This window comes from Paraburkholderia piptadeniae (assembly GCF_900007165.1).
Taxonomy (GTDB): domain Bacteria; phylum Pseudomonadota; class Gammaproteobacteria; order Burkholderiales; family Burkholderiaceae; genus Paraburkholderia; species Paraburkholderia piptadeniae.
Genome location: NZ_CYGY02000030.1, coordinates 12661 through 26218, shown reverse-complemented (window position 1 = coordinate 26218; position 13558 = coordinate 12661). Strand labels below are relative to the sequence as shown.

Genomic DNA, 13558 nt, shown 5'->3' with positions numbered 1-13558 from the left:
AAGGGGCTGCTGCGATGAGTGGGAATCGCGTACGACCGCCTGTCGCCGCGCTCATGCAGCGTCATCTCCAGCATCATTGGCCGACACATTGCAAAGCGGAAATATCTACGTCCTGATCCTGAGCAGCCGTAACCCAACCGCATGCGTAGAACGTCTACGCACAGTGATGTCTTTCCTTTTCCCAGGGACAACAGAGTGCTAGCCTTGTTTACGAATCGGGACTGATTTGGTACGGATTCGATGCGGTGAATCGGGGGAGGGACAGCCATGCTGCGGATGAGCAAGCTAGCCGACTATGCCACGGTGATCATGATCACGATGGCACGGGAGCCGGACACTGTGAAAAGTGCCGGCTGCCTCGCGGAAGCCACCGGCATCCCGGCCCCGACCGTGTCGAAAGTGATGAAGATGCTTGCGCGCGGTGGTGTGCTGGCGTCAGTGCGAGGCGTGAGCGGGGGCTATCAGCTCGCTCTGCCGCCGCAGCGGATCACGCTGTCCGATTTGATCGTGATCGTCGACGGTCCGTTCGGGATGACCGAGTGCAGCGCGTTTCCGGGGCTATGCACGCAGGAAGCGGTATGCAGCGCACGCGCCAACTGGCAGAAGGTCAACCGGCTGATACTCGAAGCGCTGAACCAGGTGTCGCTCGCCGATATGGCGGGTCCGACGCTGAGCGAAGTCGATATCAGCGCGATTCGCGCGCGAAGCCTGTTGCCGCTTCGGCATACGGGAATCGACCGCACGCGGCCGGTTTCAGTCTCGCAACATAGGACCGTCATCCGGCCCCAGCAACGTTGAAGGAGGACATGCATGAGTTCGACCACGTCCAGAATCGACGATCTGATCCGGCGCGAATACAAGCATGGGTTCGTGACCGATGTGCTGTCGGACACATTGCCACGTGGCGTGTCCGAGGACGTTATCCGGCTGATTTCAGAAAAGAAGAACGAACCCGAATTCATGCTCGAATGGCGGCTCGCTGCCTATCGGCACTGGCTGACGATGACCGAGCCGCACTGGGCCACCGTTGAGCACCCGCCGATCGATTATCAGGACATTGCCTATTATTCGGCGCCCGTTACACCGAAGGATCGCCCGAAGAGCCTGGAAGAGGTCGATCCGGAGTTGCTTCGCACGTACGAGAAACTGGGCGTGCCGCTGAAGGAGCGCGAGATTCTCGCGGGTGTCGCGGTGGATGCCGTGTTCGACAGCGTGTCGGTAGCGACCACATTTCGCGAAAAACTTGGTGCGCTCGGCATCGTGTTCTGTTCGTTTTCGGACGCGGTGCAGACACACCCTGAACTCGTGCGGCAATATCTCGGCTCGGTGGTGCCGCACACCGACAACTTCTTCGCTGCGCTGAACTCCGCAGTGTTTAGTGACGGATCGTTTTGCTACATCCCGCCGGGTGTGCATTGCCCGGTCGAACTCTCCACGTATTTCCGCATCAACGCCCAGAACACGGGGCAGTTCGAGCGCACGCTCATCATCGCGGACAAGGGGGCATACGTCAGTTATCTGGAGGGGTGTACCGCACCGATGCGCGATGAAAACCAGCTGCACGCCGCGGTGGTGGAACTGGTTGCGCTGGAGGGTGCGCAGATCCGCTATTCGACGGTGCAGAACTGGTATCCGGGCGATGCGCATGGGCGTGGTGGGATCTACAACTTCGTGACCAAGCGTGGCGATTGCCGCGAAGCGGACTCGAAAATTTCATGGACGCAGGTCGAAACCGGCTCCGCGATCACGTGGAAATACCCAAGCGTGATCCTGCAAGGCGACAACGCGGTCGGCGAATTCTATTCGGTGGCGCTCACCAACAACTATCAGCAGGCCGACACGGGAACAAAGATGACGCATCTGGGCCGCAACACACGCAGCACGATTTTGTCGAAAGGCATTTCTGCGGGCCACGGCAGTAACGCTTATCGCGGGCTCGTGAAAATCGCCCGCTCGGCGGAGGATGCCCGCAACTACACGCAGTGCGATTCGCTGCTGCTTGGCGATCGATGCAGTGCGCTCACGTTTCCGTATATCGAGGTGAAGAACCCGACTGCGAAGGTCGAACACGAGGCATCGACGTCGCGCATCGGCGAGGACCAGCTCTTCTACTGCCTGCAGCGCGGTTTGTCGGAGGAGGACGCGGTGTCGATGATCGTCAATGGCTTTTGCAAGGAAGTATTCAAGGAGCTGCCGATGGAGTTCGCAGTGGAAGCACAGAAGCTGCTCGGTGTGAGTCTGGAAGGCAGCATAGGCTGACGGTGCAACGATCATGCTTGAAATCAGCAATCTGAACGTTGAAGTGGAAGGCAAGCCCATTTTGTGCGGAGTGGATCTGCGCGTGAGGGCGGGCGAGGTGCACGCGATCATGGGCCCGAACGGTTCGGGCAAGAGCACGCTTGCGCACGTGCTGGCGGGCCATTCACATTACCGCGTGACGGGCGGCAGCGTGCAGTACGCGGGCCGTGATCTGCTCGCGCTTGCGCCAGAAGATCGCGCACGGGAAGGGCTTTTTCTCGCGTTTCAGTACCCGGTCGAAATACCGGGCGTGAGCAACGTGTACCTGTTGAAGGCCGCGTTGAATGAACAGCGCAAGCACCGCGGTGAGCCCGAAATGGACGCAATCGAGTTTCTGGAGGCGGTCAAGGAGAAGATGGCGCTCATGCAGATGGAGGAAAGCCTGCTGTATCGCGCTGTCAACGAAGGATTTTCGGGGGGCGAGAAGAAGCGCAACGAGATCCTGCAGATGGCGGTACTGGAGCCGCGCCTCGCGATTCTCGACGAGACCGATTCGGGCCTCGATATCGACGCGTTGCAGGTGGTGGCGCGGGGCATCAACCAGATGCGCAGCGCGGACCGCGCAATCGTGGTGGTGACGCATTATCAGCGTCTGCTCGAGTACGTCGTGCCCGATTACGTGCACGTGCTTTCGCACGGGCGCATTGCGAAATCCGGGACGCGCGAGCTGGCACTTGAACTGGAACGCAAGGGTTACGGCTGGCTTGATACCGATGGGTCGGCCGAGCCGCATTCCGAACCGTCTGGCGCCCGCTGACGCAAGGTGGTCACACGTGATATCGCGAGGAGCAGACGTCAAATGAATGAAGCGACGCTCGAGTACCTCAATCAAGCATTCGAGACCCTGTCGAGCATACTGCCAGGCGCGGAACGCCGCTGGTTGCGCAACGCACGGCGCCATGCGTTCGAGCAGTTCGAGGAGCTTGGCTTTCCTACGACGCAACTCGAAGACTGGAAGTACACGAATGTGGCCACCATCGCGAAGCGGTCGTGGCATTTCGCTTCGCCTCAAAGTGACCACATGGATGTTTCCGGCATCGTCGACGATCTCGTGCCCGACAAGGAGGTAGGCCGGCTCGTGTTCGTCAACGGCCGCCATATGCCGAGACTGTCGCGCATGCCGGCGTTGCCGGAGGCGGCATTCGTGGGCAGTCTGACACGCGCGATCCGCGAGGTGCCGGAGCGGCTTCGGGAAGTCATCGGGCAGCAGGCGCCGCGTGACGGTTTTGCGGCGTTGAATACGGCATTCCTGAGCGACGGATATGTACTCCTGTTGCCACCGGATTGTACGATCGAGACTCCGCTCGTCATGCTTTTTCTGACCGACGAAGCCGGCCTCGCGATACATCCTTTCAACGCGATACTGGCGGACGCGCGCTCGCGCTGCTCGGTTGTTGAGCAGTTCGTAGGCATCGCAGACGATGCGTATCTCCTCAACACGGTAACGAAGATAGTCGCCGGCGAGGAGGCGAACATCCAGCATTGCCGCGTCCAGCAGGAAGCGCGTAGCGCCTTTCACATCGCGCGCGTCGACGTCACGCAGCAGCGCGCGAGCCGCTTTACGTCACATTCGTTCGCGCTTGGCGGCGCGCTGTCACGCACGGAGATCGACACGGCGCTCCGGGCTTTCGATACATACGCCGAACTGAACGGGCTGTATTTCGTGGGCGCGCGGCAGCATGTCGATCATCACACGCGCATCGATCACGAGAAGCCGGATGGCACGAGCCGCGAATACTATCGCGGCGTGCTCGACGGCGCATCGCATGGCGTATTCAACGGGAACGTGATCGTGCGTAAGGACGCGCAGCGGACCGACACGCATCAGGCGAACTACAACCTCCTGCTATCGCGCGACGCGCAAATCGACACGAAGCCGCAACTTGAAATTCACGCCGACGACGTGAAATGTACGCATGGCGCAACTGTCGGTCAGCTCGACGAGAACCAGTTGTTCTATCTGCGCTCGCGTGGCATCGACGAACGCATTGCGCGGGCTTTGCTCGTATGGGGGTTTGCGCGCGACAGCGTGGAGCGGGTGAATATCGGCGCGGTGCGCAGCAGACTCAAGAAACTGCTGCTGGCGCGTGTGCCGGAAGGCGAGTATATGCGGGGGCTGATATGAAGCCGTTCGAACCTGTGTGCGTCCCGGACTCCGATACGGTTGCGCGCTGGCGAAGCGATTTTCCGATTCTGCGCGAACGTGTGCGCGGCGCGCCGCTGGTCTATCTCGACAATGGGGCGACAACCCAGAAGCCTTCGGCCGTGATCGATGCGGAACGCGCGTATTACGAGCACATGAACGCCAACGTGCATCGCGGCGTGCATCACCTGTCGCAGTGCGCCACTGACGCCTACGAAGCCGCGCGTGCCCGGATTGCCCGCTTCGTCAATGCCGCCAGGGCAGAGGAAATCGTGTACGTCCGCGGTACGACGGAGGCGATCAATCTCGTCGCGCAAAGCTATCTGCGTCCACTCGCGAAACCTGGTGACGAGATCCTGATCAGCGCGATGGAGCATCACTCGAACATCGTGCCGTGGCAACTGCTGTGCGAGCAGACGAGCGCGGTGCTGAAGGTCGTGCCGATCGATGACAGCGGCACGCTCGATGTCGATGCATACGTGCGGATGCTCGGCGAGCGCACGCGCATGGTGTCGATCGCGCATGTATCGAATGCGCTAGGCACCGTCAACCCGGTCGCGCGGCTGATCGAAATCGCGCATGCGCGCGGCGTGCCGGTGCTGGTCGACGGTGCGCAAGCCATTGCGCACCTGCCCGTCGACGTGCGGGCGCTCGATTGCGATTTCTATGCGTTCTCGGGGCACAAGGTGTATGGGCCGACGGGAATCGGCGCGCTATACGCGCGCGCGGACAAGCTGGAAGCGATGCCGCCTTGGCAAGGCGGTGGCGACATGATTCGCTCGGTGACGTTCGAGAAGACCGATTACAACGCCATTCCATGGAAATTCGAGGCGGGCACGCCGAACATCTGCGGTGCGATCGCTCTCGCAGTGGCGCTCGACTATGTGAGCGCAATCGGTGCCGATACGATCGGCGCACACGAGGCCGACCTGCTTGCGTATGCGACGGGTGCAATGCGTGCCGTCCCGCATCTGCGGCTGATCGGCACCGCGCACGAAAAGGCGGCCATTGTGTCGTTTGTGCTCGACCACGTGCACGCGCACGACGTCGGCACGATCCTCGATCATCAAGGCGTCGCGGTGCGCGCGGGCCATCATTGCGCTATGCCGGTAATGCAGCGCTATGGCGTACCGGCAACCGTGCGCGCTTCGTTCGCGCTGTACAACACGCGGGCCGAAGTCGATGCGCTCGTCGAAGGAATAGCGCGTGTGCATGAGGTGTTTGGGCAATGAGCAGTTTGCGTGATCTCTATCAGGAAGTCATTTTCGACCACTACCGGCGGCCGAGAAACTGTCATGCGCTGGCCAATGCAAATCACCGGGCGGAAGGATACAACCCGCTATGCGGAGATCGCATCACGCTGTATCTGCGCATCGAAAACGGTGTCGTGAAAGACGCGGGGTTCGAGGGGACAGGCTGCGCGATCGCCATCGCATCGGCTTCGCTGATGACGGAGTCGCTGAAGGGCCGCAGCGAGCAGGAAGTGGAGGCGCTCTTCGGTTCGTTCCACGACATGGTGACGACACCGGCGGACACACCCGCTGCAAACGAGGCAGGTCTCGGCAAGCTCGCGGCGCTTTCGGGCGTGCGCGAGTTTCCGGCGCGCGTGAAGTGCGCGACGCTCGCATGGCATACGCTGCACGCGGCTTTGCACGACGAGCACGGCACGATATCGACGGAATGATGCAATGAGGCGAAAGGACATGACTGGGTTCGACTGGTTCAAACGGGCCGACGCGCTGGAGTCTGGTGACGGCGATCTGCGCTTGCGCGTGATCGAAGCGTTGCGTACGGTGTTCGATCCGGAGATTCCCGTGAACATCTATGATCTCGGGCTGGTGTATGACATGGACGTTGACGACGAAGCAGGCACGGTGGCGATCCGCATGACGCTGACCGCGCCGGGTTGTCCCGTCGCGCAGACGTTTCCCGCGACGGTCGAGGATGCCGTGTATTCGGTGACAGGCGTGAACAGCGTACGAGTGGAACTGGTGTGGGAACCGCCGTGGACGAAAGAGCGGATGTCCGAGGCCGCGCGTTTGCAGCTGGGGATGCTTTGACATGTCGGACTGGGTCGATGTCGCGGCGATGACCGATTTCCCGCCGGGTTCGGTGCGCAGTGTCGATGTAGACGGCGCGCAAGTGGCGGTGTTCAATCTGGATGGCACCTGTTACGCGATCGAGGATGTCTGCACGCACGACGGCGGCATCCTGACTGGCGGCGAGGTAGAAGACGACGTGGTCGTGTGTCCGCGGCATGGCGCGCGCTTCTGCATCAGGACGGGCCGGGTACTTGCACCGCCGGCCTATGAAGACGTGGCCGTATTTCCTGTCCGCGTCGAGGCCGGCATCGTGCAGGTGCGCGACGCACGGTGGGACGAGCGCGGCTTCTGAAGAGCCAACGCATTGCAGCGCGCTCACGGGAACTTCGTGATCAGGTGGCGGGATTGCGCCATCCTGTCGTTTGGATCGACAAGCGAAAGCTCGTGCAAAAGGGGCATTGCCCTGTGATGAGATATGGTTGTTTCACCCTTTGCGTGACGCTGGCCATCAGTGCCCTGAATTGCGAAGCCTCCGGGCAGCATGAGAACGTGTCGGGCCGCCACATACCTCTGGCCACTGGAAGCAACGTACAGGTGACGCTCGCTGCAAAAGGTCCCTTCTTCGACATCACGAAATTCGGCGCGATTTCGAATGGTCCCGCGCTCGCCAATCAGACCGCGATCAATAACGCCATTGCGACGGCCGCTCGCGCCGGAGGCACGGTCGTCATTCCCGCGGGCGTGTTCAAAACCTACACGGTCCATCTGGCCAGCAACGTCGGGTTGCACTTCGCATCGAAGCGTTCCGTTTTGCGCGCGGCCGTGCCAGGGACGGGAGCAGGCGAGGATGGCGGCTTCTATGACGCGCCCGAGCCGAATCCCTATGTCGGGCTTCAGGACGAAGGCCACAGTCACTGGGCGAACAGCCTGATTGTCGGCGATAACGTCAAGCACATCATGATTTCAGGCCCGGGACTGATCGACGGCAGCTATCTCGGGCCAGGCGGCAAGACCGTGAAGGTCCTGACGAGCGCGGATTCTGCGGAAGTGACTGAGCGCACCGCTGCCGGCAAACCCGGCGGCGCCAACAAAGCCATCGCGCTAAAGAATGCCGCGGACGTCATCTTCCGCGACTTCAAGATCAAATACGGCGGTCATTTCGGCATTCTCGGGACAGGAGTCAGGAATTGGACCATCGACGACATTCTTGTCGACAGCAATCGGGATGGTATCGACATCGACGCATCGCAGGACATCACCATCAGAAATTCGACGTTCAACACCATCAATGACGACGCGATCGTGCTCAAAGGCACGTTTGCGCTGGGCAGATATGCGCCGACACGTAACGTGCTGATCGAAAACTGCACGGTAAGCGGCTATGACACGGGCTCGGTACTGGACAAGATCTACAGCGTCCAGCAAATCGGACCGAACGACGGGCCAACAGGTCGAATCAAGCTGGGCACGGAAAGTACAACCGGGTTCGATACGGTGACTGTCCGTCATGTCACATTCGATCGTTCAAGGGGTTTCGCGCTGGAGTCGGTCGATGGAGCAGCGCTGAAGAACGTCATATTCACAGACGTGACGATGAAGCATGTTATGGGTGCGCCGATATTCATCGTACTCGGCGATCGCGGCCGCAGTCCTGTCACCGGGGACAGCAGCGATGAATCACTAGCGCCTGCCGACACGGTGCGCCTCGACGATCGCAATTGGGTTCTGCCGAATAGACCTTCTTACGGAACCTATCCAGCCGTTCGCTATATCCCGTCATACGATCGCGACCAGATTGTTTCCGTTGGAGGCGGGAGCAATTTCGCGGTTGTGAATCAGACTGCTCCAACGCGATTGAACGCTGTATCGGTTCGACCTCTTGATCCTCTATACGCCAATGCGGTCGGCGCGCCGTTCGCAACTTTGGAAAACGTTGAGATCAATAATGTAAAAATCAACGATTCGGACCCACGCTATCCGATCATCATCGCCGGTCTGGTCAATCATCCCGTCCGCAACGTGAGCATCAGGAACCTGAGTGTCGAATTCAGGGGCGGGCTGAAAATGCAGGACGCCGTCGAACAGCGGCAAGTCAACCAGCCGCGAGACTACACCGCCTACCAGGCAGAGCCCGACACCGGCTCGGTCATCTGGATGGTGAACGGCTCGTCAGCGGATCACAATGAGGCGTTGCTGCCGCGTATCAGCTGGGACCCGAAAGCGAAGGACGGGAAAGGCGCCTGGGTGGACGATCCGTACAACATCCCCGAGGCGCCCCGTGAATATCCGGAGCCCAGCATGTTCGGCATTCTTCCCGCCTATGGCCTTTACGCTCGTCACGTGCACGGCTTGAAGATGCGCAACGTCAAACTCTCTTATGGCGTCGAAGACGAGCGGCCACCTGTTGTACTGGATGATGTTCACGACAGCAGCTTTATTGGATTCTCGGCAATGGCAAAACCCGGAATGCCAGAGTTTGTCATGGTCGCCAATGCGAGAAAGCGCGAAGCGGAGAGCGAGTTTGTACCGAACGTACCGTATCGCATGACGACGGTCAGCAATGTGTTCACGCCGCCGGGGGTAACGAAACAGGCTGTCGCCATTCTGCGACCCGCGCCGGGCACACCGCCGGACCGCTTGTATGGCTATCCGACCGTGCCGAGCGCCGTGCATCCGTATGGCTACGCGATTCCCAATACCTCGTATCGTCTGCCGCCGACGGTACATCCGGGTCTGAATCCGTAAAGACATACGGTGCGACCTCGACCTTCGCGGCCATCAAATCCACGTTTTTGACGGGAATTGGAAACGCTCTTCGAGGAGGCCGCCTACGGCGATCTTCACGGGCTCGATTGGGGCGAATCGAGTTCCTCTACAGCTTTGGCTTAGCCTTGTCGGAGTTCCCAAACGCCGGCCGGCGGCGTGTTGCGCCAGATGACACGCCGCCAGCGCCAGGTGAGGCTCGTCGGGACATCAAATGGCGTTCTAGGCTGATAGGTGAACTGCACGAGGCTGCGCGCGACATTCTGCATGAGAAACCTTGCCAGAATCACCGTCGTCGGGTGAATGACTTCCTTCGGCAGCGAGCGAAACGGCAGCGCCGAGACGATCAGGGCGCGCTCCGGCAATGAATCCAGAATCTGCGCCTGTTCGTGAAAGGAGCCAGCGACAACTTCGATGCCGGGATGTCGCGCGGCAAGCTTGCCAGCCAGTGCCGGGTCCAGTTCGAAGGCTATCAGCCTTGCAGAAGGGTTGCGCTCGATAAGCGCATCGGTAATGACGCCCGTGCCGGCGCCAAGTTCAATAATCGTATCAAACTGATCGGCCGGCTGCGCCATTGCGCGCGCCAGATACGGGGAAGATGGAGCGATCGCGCCCACGGCAGCGGGGTTCTTCAGCCAGTGTTTGATGAAGTGAATGTTCACGGAGTTAAAGGCTACAGCGTCTACAGGCCAAAACAGGGACAGCGTCCAGATTTGGACACAGCGGGAGAGCAGCAATCATCGTGCCTGCTACAGGGTCCGTTCGCAGGCACGACACTGGGTGAATTCGGCAGGAGATCATCAAGACGAGGCGCCCCAATGTCGCGACCCACTGCATGACGGGCGCATCATCATGAACAACACTTTGGTCTGGCAGATCGCGGCTAGTGCTGTATTGCTTCGTGAGAGGCCAAGTGACGCAATTGAATTGACGCGCGCTCACGAGGCGCTGTCCGCAATCTCAGGAGAGCCCTGCAAGTTCGGGATTCAACTCGATATGCAATACGACGAGCCAACGCCTTGGACAGTTGTCGGCAATCTTCAGCACGTCGTCGTATCTGGCATGCCGCGTGCCGATGTAGCCCTCGTCCTTCGCGTTGCACCACGCACGCCGGGCATCGGCCTGCAGCCAGTAGCCAACAAGCACGTACGTCACGCAGCTGAAGATCAACGTGTGCAACATCGCCAGACCAGGATCGACCTGCTGCGCGGCATACACAAAGGCGGTGGTCAACACCTGATTGGCCGCGACGGTCATGAGCACGAGCTTCAGCCAGCCGCGCTTGCGCATCGCGGCCTTAAGGCGAGCGCTGTCCTGCGGGTCTTTGTGTGCTGAATCATCCTGCTCGCGGGACCGTTTGCGTCTGTCTTCGTCGTTCATGCGTGGGCGAAGGGCGTTTTGCTCGCGGTTGTGGCGCGGTGTTTCGACATGACATTCCTCCGGACCTCTTCGGTCATCCGAAGTCTAGGGTTGACGTCGACGTGCCACAAGAAAAAATGTCGTAAAGACTTGCGCGAAACTCGCCGCTACACGTTCCATCGGTACCGAAGCGGTTGCTTCGAAGAAACGCGGAGTCGGACTCGCAAAGTCAGAGATCGGCGGCGCAAAGCGTGATCCGCTCTCCCGTACCCGGCAAGCGTTTCTCGGCGATTGCTTTCCGAATACGGTGTTTGCCAAGCCCGAACGCGAGCACCAGCTGCTTTGGCGATTCATCCGCCGCACCGAGTCCTTCGCAAACCACTTCGGCGGGCAGCGCGAACGCGCAGTATCCCCATCCGAAACGGTACGCTGAAAACCACACGGACGAGTCCGCAGTGATGATGGCTTCGGTGAATTGGGTCTCGGGTTGATCTTTAGCAAGCACCTTTCCGTCCGATGTCAAAGAGTACGGTAGATCCAGCACGATCCGGATCTCTCATCTCAAGTAGCGCCTGGCTGACGCAAGCGCTCGTAGAAACACACACAGCGTATGTCCGAACCATTCGCCACGTGCTGTCTTCGCCCCCAAACCATCTGACGTGTTCCTACAAGCGCTTGCAACAGCCGTCTAAGAAAAGAACGCGAACGGCAAGATCGCGGCGACATAGACCGAGATTCCGAACGTAGCAAAGCCCAGGCTGATCGCCAGCAACGCGAGAACACTAGCGGCGACTGCCAGTCCGAAGCACCAGCGGTGTTGAATCCGGCGGCCCGTGAATATGCTTCTGTCGGGAGTCGCTTTAGCGACAGTCTCCGCTGCGTTTTTGTATTGGCGAAACCTCAACCGAAACACGTGGAACCTCGCTTTTCAAGGTTGAGATTCTGCCAAATGCCGTATAAGGAATTCGTAAAACCATAGGCTCGCGCTGTTAATGCACTATATGTGAGTGCGCAGCCATGATTGATCTTCTAGCCGACATTCATCGGCAACACTACCATTTGCCGGCCCTGCAAATGAAGGCATGTCTGTATTTCGACGGGTGTCTGGTTGTGAAGCCATGCTGTCAGGAAATTGACGCGCTTGAAGATCAGCTTGCTGGCAAAGCGCACGCTATTTGGAAACTCATCCATCGTGGTTTCGGCCAGCTTCATGAACTCGCCGATCAGATGCGTGCCGAAGGCAATCCGGTAGTCGGAGGCGATGCCATGCCGCCTGCAATGCGCGGCGTAATAGTCGAGCGACGAAGTGATCGTCTGCCGCAGTTTCCCCAGATGCTCTGCACCTCCGTGGTTTTGCGCATCCACTTCGCCGACGGCGAAAAAGATGATGTTCCTGAAGTGTCCGGGAAACAGCCGGTTCACCCACAATAATGCAAGCATGCATGCTTGCGCCCCGATGCTTGCCGACGAGCAGGATCGCGGTGGGCAAGGACGGGTCGGGTTTGGCCGGCGCCGCATCGGCATCGACTTCAGGCGCAGCGCCTGCAAACAGGCGATCCTGTTTTGCGATCTGGGCGCGTGTCGCTGTAGTGACGCTTGACGAGCAAGCACAGCGCGACCACGGCACTCGTCGCGAGCAGCCAGCATGTGGCCGAACGCGCGTGCAATACGCGCAAGGCGGCGCGCTGCGAATCGAACAATCAGATTCGAGAAGATGTCATCGTCGCGCCTTCATTGTCGAGTTCTTTTCATCAGCTTTCGGGTGCATCGTTGAACGCGGCAGCCGTGCCGGGAATACCTTGCGTCTGCCGGCTGCGCGCCAGTTCGTCGCGCAGCGCCTGCGTCTTTGCGGCCGTCGCAACGGGTTTGCGTGCAGGCGTCAAGGCGGGAAGGATGTAGTCGTTGACCATCCGGCGATACTGGTTCAGATAGGTCGCATCGCGCAGTCCGCCATCCGTCGGCAGCAGGCTCGTCATCACGACGACGGCATGCTGCGCGGGCAGCACTGTAATGAACTGTCCTTTGAAGCCCATCGCGCCGAACTCTGGCTGTCCCTTCTCGACCACGTGCTGGATCCAGCAGTAGTAGCCGTAGTCGTCGGCGGCGGGCGAGGGCGTCGTCATCTGTTTGATCCATGCTTGCGGCACGATCTGCCTGCCTCGCCAGCGTCCGTTGTCGAGCAGCAGCATGCCGATCTTCGCCATGTCGACGGCGCGCAGCCGCAGTCCCCAACCGCCGGATACGGCGCCTGTCTGATCGGCGCCCGTCCAGCGGTAATGCGACATGCCGAGCGGTCCGAACAGCTTGTCGCGCGCGAACTCGTCTTCGCGTTGGTGTGCCGCAACCGCGACGGCTGTGCCCGCGAGCACGGGATTCACGTCGATATAGTCGAAGCGCGTGCCGGGCGTCGTTGCAGCGTGGCTCGTCACCGCGACGCGCAGCCGGTCCGGCGCGCTGTAGTAGAGCGGGTCCGTGCCTTCGCGCGTCTGATAGCTGAGGCCGCTCGACATCGACATCAGATGGCGCAGTTCGATATCCTGCTTGTCCGCGAGTTCACTCGCGAGGTCGGGCCGTGCCTGTGCGATCAGCGGCGCGACTTTCGTCGATGGGCTGAGCTTGCCTTCGCCTTCGAGGATGCCCGCGAGCAGCGACGTGATCGTCTTCGTGACGGAATACAGCTCGTAGTTGTTGTCGCGCGTGAGTCCGCCGCTGTATCGCTCGAATACGATCTTGCCGTCCTTCACGACCACGAGGCTTCTCACATCCATCCGGTCGCCGCGCAGCCATTCCGACATGCGCACGAGCGGCTGCGAATCGACGCCAACCGATTCGGGCGCGACTGTCGGCATGTCCTGCGACGCTGCGCCTGCCGCGTGCGCATGTCCCGTCGAACCGACGACGAATGCTGTTGCTGTCGCCATCGTGCACAACGCGTGAGGAATTTTCATCGCTT

The 13558-nt window shown here is 60.2% G+C and carries 13 protein-coding genes and 1 pseudogene; 9 read left to right on the top strand and 5 right to left on the bottom strand.

Going from position 1 to position 13558, the window contains the following annotated elements; translation table 11 throughout:
• The first annotated feature begins 267 nt into the window (after window positions 1-267).
• From BN2476_RS14915 to BN2476_RS14875, 9 genes are all read left to right on the top strand, one after another.
• A complete protein-coding gene (locus BN2476_RS14915) occupies window positions 268-798 on the top strand; it encodes an SUF system Fe-S cluster assembly regulator (protein ID WP_087734948.1) in 531 nt (176 codons plus the stop codon).
• 12 nt (window positions 799-810) lie between these two features.
• Window positions 811-2259, top strand: coding sequence for a Fe-S cluster assembly protein SufB (gene sufB, locus BN2476_RS14910; protein ID WP_087734947.1), 1449 nt, complete (start codon window positions 811-813; stop codon window positions 2257-2259).
• 13 nt (window positions 2260-2272) lie between these two features.
• On the top strand, window positions 2273-3055 hold the full coding sequence (gene sufC / locus BN2476_RS14905; protein ID WP_087734946.1) for a Fe-S cluster assembly ATPase SufC: 783 nt from the start codon (window positions 2273-2275) through the stop codon (window positions 3053-3055).
• Window positions 3056-3097: 42 nt separating this feature from the next.
• Window positions 3098-4423, top strand: coding sequence for a Fe-S cluster assembly protein SufD (sufD, locus tag BN2476_RS14900; protein ID WP_087734945.1), 1326 nt, complete (start codon window positions 3098-3100; stop codon window positions 4421-4423).
• Window positions 4420-5673, top strand: a complete 1254-nt coding sequence (locus BN2476_RS14895) for a cysteine desulfurase (RefSeq protein WP_087734944.1) — start codon at window positions 4420-4422, stop codon at window positions 5671-5673. Before sufD ends, BN2476_RS14895 begins: the two co-directional genes overlap by 4 nt.
• A complete protein-coding gene (gene sufU, locus BN2476_RS14890; protein ID WP_087734943.1) occupies window positions 5670-6125 on the top strand; it encodes a Fe-S cluster assembly sulfur transfer protein SufU in 456 nt (151 codons plus the stop codon). The genes BN2476_RS14895 and sufU overlap by 4 nt, the downstream gene beginning before the upstream one ends.
• Before the next feature lie 19 nt (window positions 6126-6144).
• Window positions 6145-6501, top strand: a complete 357-nt coding sequence (locus BN2476_RS14885) for an SUF system Fe-S cluster assembly protein (protein ID WP_087734942.1) — start codon at window positions 6145-6147, stop codon at window positions 6499-6501.
• Between the two features lies 1 nt (window position 6502).
• The gene (locus tag BN2476_RS14880) at window positions 6503-6835 is read left to right on the top strand and encodes a non-heme iron oxygenase ferredoxin subunit (RefSeq protein WP_087734941.1); all 333 of its coding nucleotides are present in this window, start codon (window positions 6503-6505) and stop codon (window positions 6833-6835) included.
• A gap of 143 nt (window positions 6836-6978) precedes the next feature.
• Window positions 6979-9228: a glycoside hydrolase family 28 protein gene (locus tag BN2476_RS14875; RefSeq protein WP_160111718.1), complete on the top strand. Its 2250-nt coding sequence runs from the start codon at window positions 6979-6981 to the stop codon at window positions 9226-9228.
• 140 nt (window positions 9229-9368) lie between these two features.
• On the opposite strand, the gene BN2476_RS14870 is transcribed toward BN2476_RS14875, so the two are convergent.
• The 5 genes and pseudogenes from BN2476_RS14870 to BN2476_RS14845 all read right to left on the bottom strand — a co-directional run bounded on the left by BN2476_RS14870 (window position 9369) and on the right by BN2476_RS14845 (window position 13553).
• Window positions 9369-9908: a class I SAM-dependent methyltransferase gene (locus BN2476_RS14870; protein WP_087734939.1), complete on the bottom strand. Its 540-nt coding sequence runs from the start codon at window positions 9906-9908 to the stop codon at window positions 9369-9371.
• Between the two features lie 298 nt (window positions 9909-10206).
• Window positions 10207-10626, bottom strand: a complete 420-nt coding sequence (locus tag BN2476_RS14865) for a hypothetical protein (RefSeq protein ID WP_235850834.1) — start codon at window positions 10624-10626, stop codon at window positions 10207-10209.
• Window positions 10627-10834: 208 nt separating this feature from the next.
• The gene (locus BN2476_RS14860; RefSeq protein WP_235850833.1) at window positions 10835-11149 is read right to left on the bottom strand and encodes a hypothetical protein; all 315 of its coding nucleotides are present in this window, start codon (window positions 11147-11149) and stop codon (window positions 10835-10837) included.
• Between the two features lie 485 nt (window positions 11150-11634).
• Window positions 11635-12248, bottom strand: a pseudogene (locus tag BN2476_RS14850) (amino acid transporter); the annotation flags it as partial.
• 108 nt (window positions 12249-12356) lie between these two features.
• Window positions 12357-13553 (bottom strand): serine hydrolase domain-containing protein, encoded by a 1197-nt coding sequence (locus BN2476_RS14845; RefSeq protein WP_087734937.1) that lies wholly within the window; start codon window positions 13551-13553, stop codon window positions 12357-12359.
• Window positions 13554-13558: the final 5 nt, after the last annotated feature.